Source organism: Mesorhizobium sp. L103C131B0, from assembly GCF_000502275.1.
Taxonomy (GTDB): Bacteria; Pseudomonadota; Alphaproteobacteria; order Rhizobiales; family Rhizobiaceae; genus Mesorhizobium.
In genome coordinates this window covers 53,883-71,451 of record NZ_AYXC01000011.1, presented here as the reverse complement: position 1 = coordinate 71,451, position 17,569 = coordinate 53,883, and the positions used below count along the sequence as shown (strand labels likewise).

General features: G+C 63.7%; 11 protein-coding genes and 1 tRNA gene. 4 read left to right on the top strand and 8 right to left on the bottom strand.

Translation table 11 applies throughout. The features are described from left to right. The first annotated feature begins 2 nt into the window (after positions 1-2). Both betA and betB read left to right on the top strand, forming a co-directional pair. The gene (gene betA / locus X730_RS146250) at positions 3-1,655 is read left to right on the top strand and encodes a choline dehydrogenase (RefSeq protein ID WP_023826768.1); all 1,653 of its coding nucleotides are present in this window, start codon (positions 3-5) and stop codon (positions 1,653-1,655) included. Positions 1,656-1,689: 34 nt separating this feature from the next. After that, positions 1,690-3,153, top strand: coding sequence for a betaine-aldehyde dehydrogenase (gene betB / locus X730_RS146255; protein WP_023826767.1), 1,464 nt, complete (start codon positions 1,690-1,692; stop codon positions 3,151-3,153). Positions 3,154-3,226: 73 nt separating this feature from the next. On the opposite strand, the gene X730_RS146260 is transcribed toward betB, so the two are convergent. Both X730_RS146260 and X730_RS146265 read right to left on the bottom strand, forming a co-directional pair. Beyond that, positions 3,227-5,464 carry a mannose-1-phosphate guanylyltransferase/mannose-6-phosphate isomerase gene (locus tag X730_RS146260; protein ID WP_023742685.1) on the bottom strand — a complete coding sequence of 746 codons (2,238 nt, stop codon included), beginning with the start codon at positions 5,462-5,464 and terminating at the stop codon, positions 3,227-3,229. An 11-nt stretch (positions 5,465-5,475) separates the two neighbouring features. After that, positions 5,476-6,996, bottom strand: coding sequence for a phosphomannomutase/phosphoglucomutase (locus tag X730_RS146265; RefSeq protein ID WP_023826766.1), 1,521 nt, complete (start codon positions 6,994-6,996; stop codon positions 5,476-5,478). Positions 6,997-7,196: 200 nt separating this feature from the next. Between X730_RS146265 and X730_RS146270 the strand changes: the two genes are divergently transcribed. Both X730_RS146270 and X730_RS146275 read left to right on the top strand, forming a co-directional pair. Then, positions 7,197-7,273 (top strand) — tRNA-Pro (locus X730_RS146270). A 168-nt stretch (positions 7,274-7,441) separates the two neighbouring features. Continuing rightward, positions 7,442-7,780, top strand: a complete 339-nt coding sequence (locus X730_RS146275; RefSeq protein ID WP_023684572.1) for a hypothetical protein — start codon at positions 7,442-7,444, stop codon at positions 7,778-7,780. 41 nt (positions 7,781-7,821) lie between these two features. Here X730_RS146275 and X730_RS146280 read toward each other — a convergent pair whose 3' ends face one another. The 6 genes from X730_RS146280 to glgX all read right to left on the bottom strand — a co-directional run bounded on the left by X730_RS146280 (position 7,822) and on the right by glgX (position 17,398). Further along, a complete protein-coding gene (locus tag X730_RS146280; protein WP_023754824.1) occupies positions 7,822-9,441 on the bottom strand; it encodes an ABC transporter ATP-binding protein in 1,620 nt (539 codons plus the stop codon). A 32-nt stretch (positions 9,442-9,473) separates the two neighbouring features. Beyond that, positions 9,474-10,601: an ABC transporter permease subunit gene (locus X730_RS146285; RefSeq protein ID WP_023670736.1), complete on the bottom strand. Its 1,128-nt coding sequence runs from the start codon at positions 10,599-10,601 to the stop codon at positions 9,474-9,476. Between the two features lie 9 nt (positions 10,602-10,610). Continuing rightward, positions 10,611-11,534, bottom strand: a complete 924-nt coding sequence (locus X730_RS146290) for an ABC transporter permease subunit (RefSeq protein ID WP_023684574.1) — start codon at positions 11,532-11,534, stop codon at positions 10,611-10,613. A 174-nt stretch (positions 11,535-11,708) separates the two neighbouring features. Continuing rightward, positions 11,709-13,301, bottom strand: a complete 1,593-nt coding sequence (locus X730_RS146295; RefSeq protein ID WP_023670734.1) for a peptide ABC transporter substrate-binding protein — start codon at positions 13,299-13,301, stop codon at positions 11,709-11,711. Between the two features lie 447 nt (positions 13,302-13,748). Then, positions 13,749-15,398, bottom strand: a complete 1,650-nt coding sequence (locus tag X730_RS146300) for an alpha-glucosidase family protein (protein WP_023754825.1) — start codon at positions 15,396-15,398, stop codon at positions 13,749-13,751. Further along, the gene (glgX, locus tag X730_RS146305; RefSeq protein WP_023754826.1) at positions 15,398-17,398 is read right to left on the bottom strand and encodes a glycogen debranching protein GlgX; all 2,001 of its coding nucleotides are present in this window, start codon (positions 17,396-17,398) and stop codon (positions 15,398-15,400) included. The genes X730_RS146300 and glgX overlap by 1 nt, the downstream gene beginning before the upstream one ends. Positions 17,399-17,569 lie beyond the last annotated feature (171 nt).

The window sequence follows — 17,569 nt, the reverse complement described above, 5'->3', positions numbered from 1 at the left end:
CCATGCTTGAAGCAGACTTCGTCATCATCGGCTCCGGCTCGGCCGGCTCGGCCATGGCCTACCGGCTGTCGGAAGACGGCAAGCATTCGGTGATCGTCATCGAGTTCGGCGGCACCGATATCGGGCCGCTGATCCAGATGCCGTCGGCGCTGTCGATCCCGCTCAACATGAGCCTTTACGACTGGGGCTTTGCCAGCGAACCGGAGCCGCATCTCGGCGGCCGCGTGCTGGCGACGCCACGCGGCAAGGTGATCGGCGGCTCGTCCTCGATCAACGGCATGGTCTATGTCAGGGGCCACGCACGCGACTTCGACCACTGGGCCGAACAGGGGGCCGCCGGCTGGGGCTTCGCCGACGTGCTGCCCTATTTCAAGCGCATGGAGGACAGTGACGGCGGCGAGGACGGCTGGCGCGGCCACGGCGGCCCGCTGCACGTCCAGCGCGGCCTGCGAAAGAATCCGCTCTACGGCGCCTTTGTCGAAGCCGGCCGTCAGGCGGGTTTTGAATTGACCGACGACTATAACGGTTCGAAGCAGGAAGGCTTCGGACCGATGGAGCAAACCATTCGCGGCGGCCGCCGCTGGTCGGCGGCGTCAGCCTATCTGAAGCCGGCGCTCAAGCGGCAAAATGTCAGCGTGATCAGAGGCTTCGCCCGCCGGGTGATCATCGAGAATCAGCGTGCCGTCGGAGTCGAGATCGAAGCTCACAAACAGATTCAGGTCGTTAAGGCGCGACGTGAGGTGATCGTTGCCGCATCATCGATCAATTCGCCCAAGATCCTGATGCTGTCCGGTATCGGCCCGGCCGCGCATCTCAAGGAGAACGGCATCCAGGTCGTGGCCGACCGGCCCGGTGTCGGCCGCAATCTGCAGGATCATATGGAGCTCTACATCCAGCAGGAATCGACCCAGCCGATCACGCTGAATTCGGTTCTCAACCCATTCTCCAAGGCGCTGATCGGGGCGCAGTGGCTGTTCTTCAAGACCGGCCTCGGCGCCACCAACCATTTCGAGGCCGCGGCCTTCGTGCGCTCGCAGGCCGGCGTCGACTACCCCGACATCCAGTATCACTTCATCCCGGCTGCGGTGCGCTATGACGGCAAGGCGGCGGCGAAGGCCCATGGCTTCCAGGCCCATGTCGGGCCGATGCGGTCGAAGTCGCGCGGCTCGGTGACGCTGCGCTCTCCCGACCCGAAAGCGACGCCGGTCATCCGCTTCAATTACATGTCGCATCCAGACGACTGGACCGAGTTCCGCCACTGCATCAGGCTGACTCGCGAGATCTTCGGCCAGAAGGCTTTTGACGGCTTCCGCGGCAAGGAAATCTCGCCAGGTTCGCATGTCCAGTCGGACGAGGATCTCGACGCCTTCATCCGCGATCATGCCGAGAGCGCCTATCACCCGTGCGGCACCTGCAAGATGGGTCGGGCCGATGACATCACGAGCGTCGTCGATCCGGAGTGCCGCGTCATCGGCGTCGACGGCCTGCGCGTCGCCGACTCCTCGATCTTTCCGCGCGTCACCAATGGCAATCTCAACGCGCCCTCGATCATGACCGGCGAAAAGGCCTCCGACCACATTCTCGGCCGCACGCCGCTGGCGCCCTCCAACCAGGAACCCTGGATCAATCCGCGCTGGCAGGTGGCGGATCGATAGGGCATTGTCCGGCGAAGACCATTGGAGAATTCATATGCGCGCCCAGCCAACGGCATCGCACTATGTCAACGGCCGCTACATCGAGGACGAAGGCGGCGCGCCGCTGCCGGTGATCTATCCGGCGACCGGTGAGGTCATCGCCACTTTGCATTCGGCGACTCCGAACGTGCTGGAGCTCGCCATCGAAGCCGCGCGGGCCGCACAACCGGCCTGGGCGAGGATGAAGCCGGTCGAGCGTGGCCGCATCCTGCGCCGCGCCGCCGACATTTTGCGCGCGCGCAACGCCGATCTGGCGCGGATCGAGACGCTCGACACCGGCAAAGCGATCCAGGAGACGCTGGTGGCGGATGCACTATCGGCAGCCGACTGCCTCGAATATTTCGGCGGCGCGGTTGCCGCCTTCAACGGCGATGCGATCGATCTTGGTGGACCTTTTGCCTATACGCGCCGCGAGGCGCTCGGTGTGTGCGTCGGCATCGGCGCCTGGAACTATCCGATCCAGATCGCCGGCTGGAAATCCGCCCCCGCGCTCGCCATGGGCAACGCCATGGTGTTCAAGCCCTCGGAGAACACGCCGCTGTCGGCGCTGGCGCTGGCCGAGATCTACTCAGAGGCGGGCCTGCCCGACGGGCTGTTCAACGTCGTGCAAGGCTATGGCGATGTCGGCGCCGGCCTGGTCGGCCATGATGTCGTTGCCAAGGTTTCGGTGACCGGCTCGGTGCCGACCGGCCGCAAGGTGCTGTCGCTCGCCGGCTCGAAGATGAAGCATGCGACGATGGAACTCGGCGGCAAGTCGCCGCTGATCGTGTTCGACGATGCCGATCTCGAAAACGCCATCGGCGGCGCCATGCTCGGCAATTTCTATTCGACCGGGCAGATCTGCTCCAACGGCACGCGTGTTTTCGTACAAAACGGCATCCATGACCGCTTCGTCGACCGGCTTGTCGAGCGGACGAAAAAGATCCGCATCGGCGATCCGCTCGATCCTGAAACGCAGATGGGGCCGCTGGTCAACAAGGCGCAGCAGGAGAAGGTCGTTTCCTACATCGCGGCCGGCAGGCAGGATGGAGCAACGCTCGCCTGCGGTGGCAACGTGCCGTCGCTGCAAGGGTTCGATGGCGGCTTCTTTGTCGAGCCGACGGTGTTCACCGGTGTCACCGATACGATGCGCATTGCGCGCGAGGAGATTTTCGGGCCGGTGATGAGCGTGCTGAAGTTCGACGGCGAGGACGAGGTGATCGACCGCGCCAACGACACCGAATTCGGCCTCGCCGCCGGCGTCTTCACCCGCGACCTGCAGCGCGCTCATAGGGTGATCGCCGAACTGCAGGCCGGCACCTGCTGGATAAACGCCTACAATCTGACGCCGGTGGAAATTCCGTTTGGCGGGGTGAAGCAATCCGGCATTGGGCGCGAGAACTCGCTGGCGGCTTTAGCGCTCTATTCGCAGCTGAAGGCGGTGTATGTCGAGACCGGGGATGTAGCGAGCCCGTATTGAGGGGTTGGCGCGAGGCACCCCCCTCTGCCCTGCACGGCAGAGGGGGGTGCCTCGCACCGGCCTCTCAACAACCTCACCCCTTCTGCGCTGTCCCATCAAGATACTGCGTCAGCGCGCAGACCAGATGATAGAAGATGCTGGCCGGCACGTCCGATGCCAAGGAGCGGCCGCGTTCGTCGATGCGGTCGATCCACAGGCCGAGCGGCGCCGGGTCGATGTGCCAGCGGAATAGCCGGCCGACGCGCGCCTCGATTTCGGGCTTGAGGTCGGGACCACCCGAGCCATCCAGCGCAATCGCCGCCTTGATCGCTTCGGCCTGTGGCCAGCTCCGCGACACAAGGTCGAGCGGCAGGCCCTGTCTGGAGACCGCGCCGTAGGCAAGGCCGGTGGCGCGGTTGAGGCCGTTGGCGATGGCCGAGGCGTAGAGCTTGCGGGCAAAATTGCTCAACTCGCCCTGGCCGCTGCGGGCGACGAAATCGGTGAGCAGCGAGGCCCATTCGAAATGATGGCCGGGCTCGGTCCATGTGCCCTTCTCGCCGGCGGCCGGCTTCCACCCGGCGTCGAAATATTCGCCCAGCGTCCAGCTCTCGGCATCGAAGAAATGACTGCGGAAAAGGTCGATGATGCGCGCGGCGCGGCGCAGATAGGTGCGGTCGCCGGTCGCCTCATACCAGGCGAGGAAGGCCTCGAGCAGATGCATATGCGGGTTGGAGCGCCGCTCGCCCTCCCCGTCCGACGTCTCGAGGAAACCGGTCATGCGGCTGTCCTCGAGATGCGCGTCGAGGAACACGAAGGTCTCCTGGCCCAGCCGCAGCGCATCCGGATCGCCGCACATATGCGCATGCGCCAGCGCCAGCAGCACGCAGGAATGGTCGTAGGCATCCTCGGTTGGGTCGGCGACGGAGCCGTCGACATTGAGCGTGCGCACCCAGCCGCCCCGGTCCGTGCGGCCCTTGCCGGCCATGAAGGCGATGCCATGGGAGATCAGGCGATCGGCTGGACCGTCCCAGCCGCGGGCCTTGGCAACGGCGAAGGCGTAGACTTGCCTCGCCGTCGTGCGCATGCGCTTGGGCTTCAACAGCGCCTCGCCGTCGAAGCCGAGCGCCTCGTGGAAACCGCCATGACGCTCATCGACGCCTGAAGTCGACCACAGCGGCAAGGTCTCCTCGAACAGCCAGTGATGCACGCGCCGACGCCAGGCGCCGCTCTCGATGACGCGGTCGTGTGCCGGCGTGAACCTGGTTTCCAGCCGGCCCGACTTTTCCAGCTGCTCGACGATTTTCTTGACGTGCTGGCTGTGGCTGACCGGGGCGACGAAGGTGGCGTCCGCCGTCGAGACGATGGCGACATCCTTCATACCGATCGCCGACAAAAGCCGGCCGTCGCTTCTGATGTAGGAGTTTTCGCAATCGATGGCGACGACATCGCCGACGACGACATTGCCCTTGGCGTCGGCAGGGCCGACATCAAGCAGCGACTGCCAGGAGCCGAGGTCGTTCCAGCGGAAGCCGGCCGGCACCATGGCGATGTCCTTGGCCCGTTCCATGATGGCGTAGTCGATCGAGTTCGACGGGATCGCGGCGTAGAGGTCGAGCGGCATATAGAGGCCGGACAGGTCGCTCGTTGCCGCCTTGTAGGCGGTTTCGGTGGCCTGCCAGATGTCGGGTTGGAAGGTGGCGAAGGCGTCGCGCATGGCGCCGGCGCGAAACAGGAAAATGCCGGTGTTCCAGTAGAAGGTGCCCGCACTGAGATAGCTCTGCGCAGTGGCGAGGTCGGGCTTTTCGACGAAGCGCGACACGTCGAAGACGCCGCCGCTTTCGGCTGCGACTTCGATATACCCATAGCCGGTCTCGGGCTGCGCCGGCTTGATGCCGAACACCACCAGACGGCCGGCAAGCGCTGCCTGGCTGCCCGCCTCGACGCTCTGCCAGAACTGCTTGGGCGTGGCGATTTCGTGGTCTGACGGCACCACCAGCACCAGGCTGTCGCCGAACTCCGACAATGTGCGCAGCGCGGCCAGCGCCACGGCGGCAGCCGTGTTGCGCCCGGTGGGCTCGAACAGCGGGCCACCGCCGGCGAGGTCGAGTCCGGCAAGGTCGGCATGGACACGCTCGGCATGGCGCTCGGCGGCGATCAGGAAGATCGGCGTCTCACCTTCCGGCCGCGCCGTCAGCCGGCGCAAGGTCTTGGCCAGCATCGAGCCGTCGCCGGAGAGATCGTGGAACTGTTTCGGGTTGTCCTCGCGTGACAGCGGCCACAGCCGCGAGCCGACACCGCCGCTCATGACAAAACTGACGATGCGCTCGCTCATGAAAGGTCCAATCAGAACGTCTGGTTGTAAGCGCCGACTTCGGGGCTGCGGCGCAGCACGGCGTCGACCGCCTCGAACATCTGCCGGCGGCGCTCGGACGATACCGGGCTTTCGACAACCACGACAAGCTCCGGCTTGTTCGACGACGCCCGCACCAGCCCCCAGGTGCCATCCTCGGCCACGACGCGCACGCCGTTGACGGTGATCAGCTCGGCGATCTTCTGGCCGGCAAAAGTCTTGCCGGCGCGCTGCATCGCCTGGAAGTCCGCCACCACCCGATCGACCACGCCGTATTTCACATCGTCGGCGCAATGCGGCGACATGGTCGGCGTGCCGAAGGTCAGCGGCAGCGCGCGATAGAGATCGGCCATCGAACTTGTGGGGTTGCGGACGAGCATCTCACATATGGCTATTGCCGTGATGAGACCGTCATCATAGCCGCGGCCGATCGGCGGATTGAAGAAGAAATGGCCCGACTTCTCGAAGCCGGCGACGGCGCCAAGCTCGGCGACGCGGCGCTTGATGTAGGAATGGCCGGTCTTCCAGTAATCTGTCTTCGCGCCGTTGCCACGCAAAACGCTGTCGGTGTTGAACAGGCCGGTCGATTTGACATCGACGACGAAGGTCGAGCCGGGATGCTGGCTGGAGATATCGCGCGCGAGCATGACGCCGACCTTGTCGGCGAAGATCTCGTTGCCCTCATTGTCGACCACGCCGCAACGGTCGCCGTCGCCGTCGAAGCCCAGCCCGACATCGGCGCCGGTCTCCAGAACCTTGTCGCGGATGGCATGCAGCATCTGCATGTCTTCCGGGTTCGGGTTATAGCGCGGAAAACTGTGGTCGAGCTCGACATCGAGCGGGATTACCTCGCAGCCGATGCGCTCCAGCGCCTGCGGCGCGAAGGCGCCGGCGGTGCCGTTGCCGCAAGCCGCCACAACCCTGATCTTGCGCGCGATGCGCTTGTCCTGAGTCAGGTCGTCGAGATAGGTCTCGCGAAAACCGGCGACGAAATCGTAGCAGCCGCCGCCGGCGAGATCGAAGTCGCTCGACAGCACGATCTGTTTCAGTGCGCTCATCTCCTCTGGTCCGAAGGTCAGCGGCCTCGCCGCACCCATCTTGACTCCGGTCCAGCCATTCTCGTTGTGCGATGCCGTGACCATGGCGACGGAAGGCGCGTCGAGCGCGAACTGGGCGAAATAGGCCATGGGCGACAGCGCCAGGCCAATGTCTTTCACCTTTGCGCCCGCAGCCATCAGGCCGGAAACCAGCGCCAGCTTGATGGCAAGCGAATAGGAACGGAAATCATGCCCGGTGACGATGTCGGGACCCGCGCCAAGACGGCGGATCAAAGTGCCCAGGCCCATGCCCAACGCTTGGACGCCGATCAGGTTCAGGTCCGGCGGTTGCGTCGAACCGGCATGGCCAAACCACCAGCGCGCGTCGTATTCGCGAAAGCCGGACGCCTTGATCAGCGCTTCGGTTTCGAATTCGAAGCTGTTGGGCCGGGCGTCGCCTACGATTTTCAGGGGCAAGGCAGCAAAGCTCCAGATGGCGAAAACACGATCTATCGAGGCTGCGACTTAGCACACAAGGCTTTAAGCCGGGTTTATCCCGGGAGGGAAAGCCAAGCTTTGCGGCAATGCCCAACGAAAGCCAACGAAATGCGACAGAAGCGCTGCCATTGCCGCTTGCAGGAACGGTATGCGGCAGCTATAAGCCCGCGGTCTGGTCACGGAGTGTAGCGCAGCCTGGTAGCGCACCTCGTTCGGGACGAGGGGGTCGCAGGTTCAAATCCTGCCACTCCGACCAGAAAAAACAGACACTTAGGTGTTTGTTCTCCCGACCCACAAGATAGCTTGATGCAAACCGGCTGCGTCGGCGTCGCTGTCGGCATGGTGTTTTGACGCGACAACCTTCCGCGCTACCTCGATAATAGGAATGCCGCCGAGACAGCGGCCGGAACGAGGTTTGCGGAAGATGAATTTGTTGATTTCAAGCCGGCTGTCAGCGCTGCTCGCTTTGTCCCTGGCGGCAGGCTGCTCATCGCTGGGCAGCGCGGTGAACCCGGCGAAATACGACAGCATGACATGCGCCGAGCTCAACACCGCCGTAGGCGATACCGCGCGCGACATCTCGCAAACCGCCATCACCCGCGGCAAGGTCGCCAACACCAGCGTGCCGAACTGGCTGCTCGGCGGCACGCGCGTGAAGAGCGCAGTGGCCAAGCGTGAGACGGCCAGAATCGAACTGCTGAAGCAGCGGCAAGAGGCCATTGTCGCGACAAGGGCCAACAGATGCCCCAGGTCAGCGGGCTAAGCGAACTGGCCCTACCCTGACTATCTGCTGAACGTCACGCCTTAAGCACTCAGCCTGAAGCGCGTGACATCGATCGCCGCAGCCATCAGCGTCTGGGTGTAGGCGGCCTGCGGGTTGCTGAAGATCTCTTCCGTCGGGCCTTCCTCGACGATCTTGCCCTGCCTCATGACGATGATGTAGTCGGCCATGGCGCGCACCACGGAGAGATCGTGGCTGATGAAGAGGTAGGACAGTTCGTGGTCGGCCTGCAGCTTGCGCAGCAATTCGACGATCTGCTTCTGCACCGAGCGGTCGAGCGCCGAGGTCGGCTCGTCCAGCACCACCAGTTTGGGCTTCAGGATCACGGCACGCGCGATGGCGATGCGCTGGCGCTGGCCGCCGGAGAATTCGTGCGGGTAGCGGTTGCGTGCGTTGGGATCGAGGCCGACCTCGAGCAAGGCCTCGACGGCGCGCTGATCGCGTTGCTTGCCTGACAGGTTCGGCTCATGCACCAGAAGGCCTTCGGTGATGATCTGGCCGACGGTCATGCGCGGCGACAGCGAGCCGAACGGATCCTGGAAGACGAGTTGCATCTCACGACGCAGCGGCCGCATCGCCTGGCGGTCGGCAGTGGAGATGTCGCGGTCGCCGAAGCGGATGACACCGTCGCTGGGCAACAGGCGCAGAAGTGCGCGGCCGAGCGTCGATTTTCCCGAACCGGACTCGCCGACGATACCGATGGTCTGGTTGCGCTTCAGCCGGATCGAAATGTGATCGACGGCGCGTAGCAGCAGCCGTTCGCCCGCAAGGAAGCCGCCGCCGATCTTGAAGGTCACTTCGACATTGCGGCCCTCCAGCAGCACAGGAGCGCTGGGCGGCGGCGCCGCCTTGGTGCCGGTCGGTTCGGCGGCCAGCAGCATTTTGGTATAGGCATGCTGCGGGTTGGCGAAAAGTGCTTCCGCCTCGCCTTCCTCGACCACCTCGCCATAGCGCATGACATAGACGCGGTCGGCAAAGCGCCGGACGATGCCGAGATCGTGGGTGATAAAGACGATGGCCATGCCGAGCTTGCGCTGCAGTTCGGCGAGCAGCACCAGGATCTGCGCCTGGATGGTGACGTCGAGCGCCGTCGTCGGCTCGTCGGCGATCAGGATGTCGGGGTCGTTGGCCAATGCCATGGCGATCATGACGCGCTGGCGCTGGCCACCCGACATTTCGTGCGGATAGGATTTCATCCGCCGCTCGGGATCGGGGATATGCACCAGCCTGAGCAACTTGAGCGCCTCGTTCCGTGCCTCGGCTGCGTTCAGCCCGCGGTGCTTGCGGATCGGTTCGATAAGCTGGTTGCCGATCGAATAGAGCGGATCGAGCGAGGTCATCGGCTCCTGGAAGATCATGCTGATCTTGGCGCCGCGCACCTTGTTGAGGTCGGGCTTGCTCATGGTCAAAAGGTTGCGGCCGCGATAATCGACGTGACCCGTCGCCTCGCCGTTGGACGCCAGCAGGCTCATCGCCGCCATCATGGTCTGGCTCTTGCCGGATCCGGATTCGCCGACCACGGCAACGGTTTCACCTGCCTTGACATGGATGTTGATGCCCTTGACCGCTTCGACCGCGCCGTCGAGCGTGCGGAAACGGACGCGAAGGTCCTTGACGCTGAGGATCGTTTCGGGCGTTTCCATCGCAACGGTCCCCATTTTATTTGGTCCCCATATTATCGGTCTCTCGGATCGAGCGCATCGCGCAGGCCGTCGCCGACGAAGTTCAGCGCAAACAGCGTCGACACGAGGAAGAAGGCGGGGAACAAAAGCAGCCAGTTGGCGGTGCCGATGTTCTTGGCGCCGACGGAGATGAGCACGCCCCAGCTGGTCATCGGTTCCTGCACGCCAAGGCCGAGGAAGGACAGAAAGCTTTCCAGGATGATGACCTGCGGCACCAGCAGCGTCATGTAGATCACCACTGGTCCGAGCAGATTGGGGATGACATGGCGCAGCAGGATGCCGCGCTGGCCGACGCCCATGGCTTCGGCCGCCTGGACATACTCCTGCCGCCGGATCGACAGCGCCTGGCCGCGCACGATGCGCGCCATGTCGAGCCACAGCACCGCTCCCACCGCCAGGAACATCAGCACGAAGTTGCGGCCGAAGAACACCACCAGCATGATGACAAAGAAAATGAAGGGCAAAGAATAGAGCACGTCGACGATGCGCATCATCACCTCGTCGATCTTGCCGCCGGAAAAGCCGGCCGCCGCCCCGTAGAGGACGCCGATGACCACCGCGACAATGCCGGCAAGCAGGCCGATGGCCAGCGAGATGCGCCCTGCCATCAGCGTTCGCGAGAGAAGATCGCGACCGGTGTTGTCGGTGCCGAACAGGAAGTACTGCTGTTTGACCGACGCAGTCATAGTCAATTCGAGCCCGTCGGCCGATTTGCTCTCTATCTTGGTATCGTCGAAGGCATCGGAGCGGTCAAGATAGCGGATGTTGCGGTCGTCGATCGGTTTGGTCGAGGTGACGGTGACGGTGACGCGACTGCCGTCCAGTTTCCACTCCTTGATGTCGACGCGCATGCGCTTGATGGCATCCTTGAGCGCCGTCTCGATCATGTCGGGCTTCGGATAGGCTGAAAAGCTTGGCGGCGTGCGCACATAGTCGGCATAGATGGTGGTGTACTGATGCGGCACGAACCAGGGGCCGAAGATGCTGATGACGCCAATGAAGGCCAGGTAATAGAGGCTGAACATGGCGGCGCGGTTGGCTTTGAGGCGCGCCCATGCGTCGCCCCAGAGCGAGCGGCCGACGACGGCCGGCGGAGCGGCGGCGGCTGTGATGTCAGTCATAGCGCACCCTCAGTCATAGCGTACCCTCGGGTCGACGACCGCGTACATGACGTCGACGATCAGGTTGAAGACGATGGTGAAGAGCGCGATCACCACCACGGTCCCCATCACCAGCGTGTAGTCGCGGTTGAGCGCGGCATCGACGAAATAGCGGCCGACACCGGGAATGGAGAAGATGGTCTCGACGATGACCGAACCGGTGAGCAGCGCCGCGGCTGCGGGGCCGGTGAAGGAAACGATCGGCAGGATGGCGCCGCGCAGCGCGTGCTTGACCACCACCGACCAGTCGGAGAGGCCGAGCGCACGCGCCGTTCGGATATGATGCGAACGCAAGCTCTCGATCATCGACCCGCGCATCAGGCGGGCAACGATGGCGATCTGCGGCAAGGCCAGCGTCAGCACCGGGCCGATCTTGTTGATTAATGCGCCATCACCCCAGCCGCCGATCGGCAACAGCTTCCAGGTCAATCCGAACACCAGCTGAATCACAGGAGCGATGACGAAGGTGGGGATAGTGCTGCCGGCGGTCGCCAGCGCAATCACCGTATAGTCGCCAAGCTTGTTCTGGTTGAGCGCGGCGATGGTGCCGAGCACCGAACCAAGCAGCAGCGCCAGGATCAGCGCCGAGGTGCCGAGCTGGACCGATATCGGCAGCCCCTTGGCAAACAGTTCGGTGACGGTGAAGTCAGGCAAATTGTAGCTCGGCCCGAAATTGCCGCGCAGAAGATTGCCGAGATAGTGGGCATATTGCAGCCAGAGCGGATCGTCGAGGCCGAACTGTGCTTCCAGATTGGCCCTGATCTCGGGACTGAGGCCCCGCTCCTGATTGAAGGGGCCGCCCGGTGCGACGCGTATCAGGAAGAACGCCATGGTCACGATGACGAACAGCGTCGGAATGGCGGTCAGAAGCCGCCGTAAGATGTATCGCAGCATCGGCGCCCCGCTTCGGCCAGAGCGACATACGTCCATGCGGACGCATTGCCACGCTCCGGCGCCAAATCTTCGCACCGGGCTTGCCGAAAATCGACCACGACTTTCGGACCGGTGCGATGACCGACCAGTCCGCCGCGCCCAAATGGGGCGCGGCGGTCCAGTCAAGGATGATTATCAGTCCTTGGAGACGAAGCGGGACGGATGGATGTCCATCACATTGTCATCGAAGCCATGCAGCTTCGAGGAGACGATATCGTGGAAGCTGTAGTAGAGAAGCGGAATGTTGCCGACGTCATCGACAAGGATGCGCTCGGCCTCAGTGAGGTCCTTCATGCGCTCTTCCGGCTTGCCGCCGGCAGCCGCGGCCTTGTCCATGGCCGCCTCATATGCCGGGCTAACGTAGTTCGAATAGTTGTTGCCGCTGGCCTTGCGGGTGATGCCGAGGAAGGTCTCGGGATCCTTGTAGTCGGCGATCCAGGCGGCACGCGCCACGTCGTAGTTGCCCTTCTGCTCGAGGAAGGAATAGTGGGTCTTGGTATCGGTGTTGAGCAGCGTGATCTCGACGCCAAGCGGCTTCAACTGTTCCTGGATGGCAACCGCGGTGTTCTTGTGGTTTTCCGAGGTGTTGTAGCGGATCTCCATCTTCAGCGGATGCTCGGGCGTATAGCCGAGTTTCTCAAGGATCTTCTTGGCGGCGTCCTCGCGGTCGATCTGCGGCATGTCGGCGTATTTGGCCATTGCCGGCGTGTAGCCGGCGATGCCCGGAGGCACCATCGAATAGCCAGGCAGCATGGAATTCTGCCAGACCTTTTCGGCCAGGAAGTCGCGGTCGATCGCCATCGAGATGGCGTTGCGCAGCTCGACATTGTCCCAGGGCGCCTTGTCGGTCTTGATCGCGTAATAATAGGTGCCGAGATACGGTCCGACGCGGACCTGATCGCCGAACTTGGTCTTGAGGTCAGCGAGCTGTTCGGTCGGCAGGTCGCCGTAGCTGTCGAGTTCGCCTGCCTCGAAGCGCTTCATCGCCGAAGAGCGGTCTTCGGTCGGGATGTAGTTGACGACGTCCATCTTGACGGTCGCGGCATCCCAGAATTTCGGATTCTTGACCAGCTTCATGTGGTCGTTGGGAATCCACTCGGCCAATGTATAGGCGCCGTTCGAAACGAGATTGCCCGCCTTGATCCAGTCGGCGCCGAGCTTGTCGATCGAGGCCTTGTTGACCGGGTAGGTAGCCTGGTGGGTCAGCATCTCCAGGAAGTATGGCGTCGGCGCCTTCAGCGTCACTTCCAGGGTGTTGGCGTCGATCGCCTTGACGCCCATGTCCTCGGGCTTGCCTTTCTTGGTGTTGACTTCCTCGGCGTTCTTCACGGGATAGAGCATGGAAGCGTATTCGGCGGCGGTCGCCGGATCCTCCAGCCTACGGAAGGAATAGACGAAATCGTCAGCCGTCACCGGGCTGCCATCCGACCACAAGCCGTCCTTGCGCAGCTTGAAGGTGTAGACGGTGCCGTCATCCGATACCGTCCAGCTTTCGGCGGCGCCCGGGATGAGGTTCGTCTTCTGATCGTGCATGACCAGTCCCTGGAACAGGTCGCGTATGATATCGGCTTCGTAGACGGTCGAGGTCTTGTGCGGATCGACCGTCTCCGCTTCGGCGGCGCTGCCTCTGTTATAGACGGTCTCGGCAAGGGCCGGCGTCAGGAACGTGCCTGCGGCAAAGGTCATGGTCGCGGCGACAAGCGTCGCCTTCAGCATATTTTTCAGCATGAAGTCTCTCCCTGTGGCGCTGCCCATCGGCTGCGCCTTACGAGTGTTGACGCCCCGGAACCGATTTCTGGCCCCTTCGAGCGCGCCGCCGGTTCCCGTTCCGGCAGCTGGTGGCAGGAGACTAGACAGACGGAAATATTATTTCAACCGAGTCTTGCTTGACGCTAAGTGAGCATCCTCACCCTAAACCAGCCATAGCTAATCTATATTACCAGGTTCAATTGGGTGCAGCTTGCGGTTGTCCTGCAATTTTGCATTTTGCCCTCAGCAGTTGTCATTAGCGCAACCATCTGGAAACATTCCAGGAATGCAGTTCGTGGCGAAGCTCAACGAAAGTACCTAAGAAGCCCGAAAATGAAAAACGTGGCGCCGGTGACGTTGCGCGGATCACTCGGCACGGTTGCATGCGGACTCGATCTTTTGAAGCCGGACGGCGTCCCTGAAAGATCAGCCAACCTTGCCGACAAACCAGCCCAGGGCCGGCAGCAACAGCCCCTCCTCCTGCAGGACGGCACCGCCACCCAGAGCGATCGCCTCGACAGGCTGGAGATCCGGCGGCAGCCGCCAGTCGGCCGGCTTGTCGGCGAAATTGAAGACGCAGAGCAATATCTCGTCCTCGCCCTGCCGGATGAAGGCAAGGACATCGCCGTCGGTATCGAGAAAGCGGATCGGGCCCTTGACCAGCGCCAGATGCGCCTTGCGCAAGGCGAGCATCGTCCGGTAGCCGGCGAGCACGGACTTGTCGTCGGCGTTCTGGATATCGACCGCCCGAGCGCGGTGGCTTTCCGGCACCGGCAGCCAGGGTTTTCCCGAGGAAAAACCGGCATTGTCGGCGCCCGCTTCCCAGACCATCGGTGTGCGGCAGCCGTCCCTGCCCTTTACCCCCGGCCAGAAACGGATGCCGACGGGATCGCGCAGATCCTCGAAGGTCAGTTCCGCCTCCTCCAGCCCAAGCTCTTCGCCTTGGTAGAGACAGATCGAGCCCCGCAGGCAGGAGAGCAAAGCGATAGCGAATGTCGCCACCGCATCTGGATCGCCGCCCGGCCGCGTCCAGCGGCTGACATGGCGCACGACATCGTGGTTGGAGAATGCCCAGCAGACCCAGCCGTCGGCGACAGCTGCCTCGAAGGCCTCGACGCAGCCGCGCACATGGGCGGCTGAGAATTGCTGACCGAGCAGGTCGAAGGTGTAGCACATGTTGAGCTTGTCGCCGCCGGATGTGTAGGCGGCCAGCGTCTGCAGCGAACGGCCTTCGTCGCCGACCTCGCCGACACTGGCGCGGCCGTCATATTCGTCGAGCAAAGCGCGGAAGCGCCTGAGGAAACCGAGGTTTTCCGGTTGCGTCTTGTCGAACAGATGCTCCTGGAAGAGATAGGTGTTGGTTTCGCCATTGGTGCCGGCGACGCTCGACGCCAGCGGCGGATTGCTGCGCAGCCAGCGGTCGTGGACATAGTAGTTGACCGTATCCAGGCGGAAGCCGTCGACGCCGCGCTCGAGCCAGAACCGCACCGTCTGCAACAACGCGTCTTGAACCTCAGGATTGTGGAAGTTGAGGTCCGGCTGCGAGGCGAGGAAATTGTGCATGTAGTATTGCCGGCGGGTCGCGTCCCACTCCCAGGCCGGGCCGCCGAAGACCGACAGCCAGTTGTTGGGCGCGTTGCCGTCCGGCCTGGTGTCGGCCCAGACATACCAGTCAGCCTTGGGATTATCCTTGCTGGCACGGCTCTCTACAAACCATTCGTGCTTGTCGGAGGAGTGCGACAACACCTGATCGATGATCACCTTCAGGCCGAGCCTGTGCGCCTCGGCAACCAGCGCGTCAAAGTCGCCGAGCGTGCCGAACATCGGATCGACCGCCTGATAGTCGGAGACGTCGTAGCCCATATCGGCCATTGGCGATTTGAAGAAGGGCGACAGCCAGACGGCGTCGACGCCGAGCGAGGCGACGTGCGCCAGCCGTGAGGTGATGCCTGAGAGGTCGCCGCTGCCGTCGCCGGTGGAGTCCTGGAAGGAGCGAGGATAGATCTGGTAGATGACGCAGCCGCGCCACCAGTCGGCGCTCTGTTCGGGTCCCGGCTGGGCATTGTCGTCGGCCATCACGGACCCTTCCTGGCGCGGGCCTTTGCGGTCCGGCGCTCGATCATGAAACTGACACTGCGGCCGGGCAGCGGCCACGCGAGGTCGACCGCTTGCGCTTCAACAGCCGGCTGCCATTCAAACCCTTGCCGCGCGGGCAGCGTGAAGACGCATTGGCGGCGATCGCCATTGACGATCACAGCCAGGCGGCCTTCCCCGCCATCGCCGAGCAGCATGACGAGGCGATGGCGCGAGCCATCGTTCCAGTCGGCTTCGCCGAGCGGCGCGCCGGTCTCGGTCAGCCAGGCGACGTCGGGCGTTTCAGAACCGGCCGGCGGCTCTCCGGTCAGGAAGCGCGTATCGGAAAGCGCCGGCACCGCGCCGCGCAGAGCTGCGAGCGCGGACACATGGGCTTCCAGCCCGACGTCGCGCCTGGCCCAGTCGAGCCAGGTGATGGCGTTGTCCTGCGCATAGGCGTTGTTGTTGCCCCCTTGCGTGCGGCCGAATTCATCGCCCGCCGTCAGCATGATGGTGCCGCGCGAGGCAAACAGAGTGGCGAGCAGCGCGAAGCGATCATGGGAACGGGCCTCGGCAATCGCCTTGTCCGAGGTTTCGCCCTCGACGCCGTTGTTCCAGGACAGGTTCTCATTGTGGCCGTCGCGGTTCTTCTCGCCATTGGCTTGGTTGTGCTTGGCTTCATAAGCGACGATATCGGCCAGCGTCATGCCATCGTGCGCGGCGATGAAGTTGACCGTGCGGCTGGCGGATTGGCCCTCCCTGCCGAACACATCGGAGGAGCCGGCGAGCCTTGTCGCCAGCGCACCGACCGTGCCGGCATCGCCGCGCCAGAAGCGCCTGACGTCGTCGCGGTAGCGGTCGTTCCATTCGAGGTAAGGCGGCCGGAAATTGCCGAGCTGATAGCCATTCGGGCCGATGTCCCAGGGCTCGGCGATCAGCACCCTGTCGGCAAGGATGGGATCGGTTGCGATGGTTTCGAGCAACGGGGCTGCCGGATCGAATGCGCCATCGACGCGACCGAGGACCGGCGCCAGGTCGAAGCGGAAACCGTCGACGCCGGCTTGGCGGACGAAATGGCGCAGCGTGTCGAGTACCATGTCACGAACGACCGGATGGTCGCAGGCGATGGTATTGCCGGTGCCGGTATCGTTGGCCAACCTGCCGTCCGGCTCGCTGCGGTAGTAGGCTTGATTGTCGAGGCCGCGCAGCGACAGCGTCGGCCCGAGCCGGTCACTTTCGCCGGTATGATTGAAGACGAGATCGAGGATGGTGCCAATGCCAACCCTGCGCAGCACCCCCACAGTATCGCGCAACTCGGCGAGGCCGCCGGGCGCCAGGCGCGGGTCGAGCGCCATGAAGGTGACTGGGTTGTAGCCCCAGGCATTGCTGAGGCCCAGCGGCGGCAAATGGCGCTCATCGACCCATGCCGTCACGGGCATCAGCTCAACGGCGGAGACGCCGATCTTCTTGAGATGTTCGACGATAGCCGGATGGGCAAGGGCTGCAATGGTGCCGCGCTGCGCTTCGGGCACGTCCGGATGCAGCCTGGTGAAGGAGCGGACGTTCAGTTCGTAGATCAGGCCGCCTGGCTGGAACAAAGGCGGCTTGGCCGGCAGCGGCTTCGGTTGAGCCCGCGCGATGGTCTTCGGCATCAGTGGCGCGGTGTCGGCGCCTTCGTTGCGCCGGGCGGCAAGCCGCCAATGATGCTGGTAGGGCCGGTCTATCTCGACGGCGTAGGGATCAGTGAGCAGCTTGTCGGGATCGAACCACAGCCCGCGCTCCGGCGCATATTCGCCGTCGGCGCGAAAGCCGTAGCGCGTACCCGCGGCAAGGCCGGCGACGAACAGCGCATGGACGCTCTCGCCTTCCGGCTGAAGTTCGAGCCGGTCGATTTCACGGGCGCCGGTGTCGTCGAAGATCGACACCCACAGGCGCCGCGCGGATGACGACCAGGCGGCGAAGCGGATGCCTTCGGGAGTGACGGTTGCGCCGAGCTGGGTCATCGGCGCATCCTCCACTCTCCCCCTTGTGGGGAGGGTCGCGAACGAAGTGAGCGGGGTGGGGGTCGGCGCGGGGAAAGCGCTTTACGAGCACCCCCAACCCGATCCGCTGCGCGGATCGACCCTCCCCACAAGGGGGNGTCGGCGCGGGGAAAGCGCTTTACGAGCACCCCC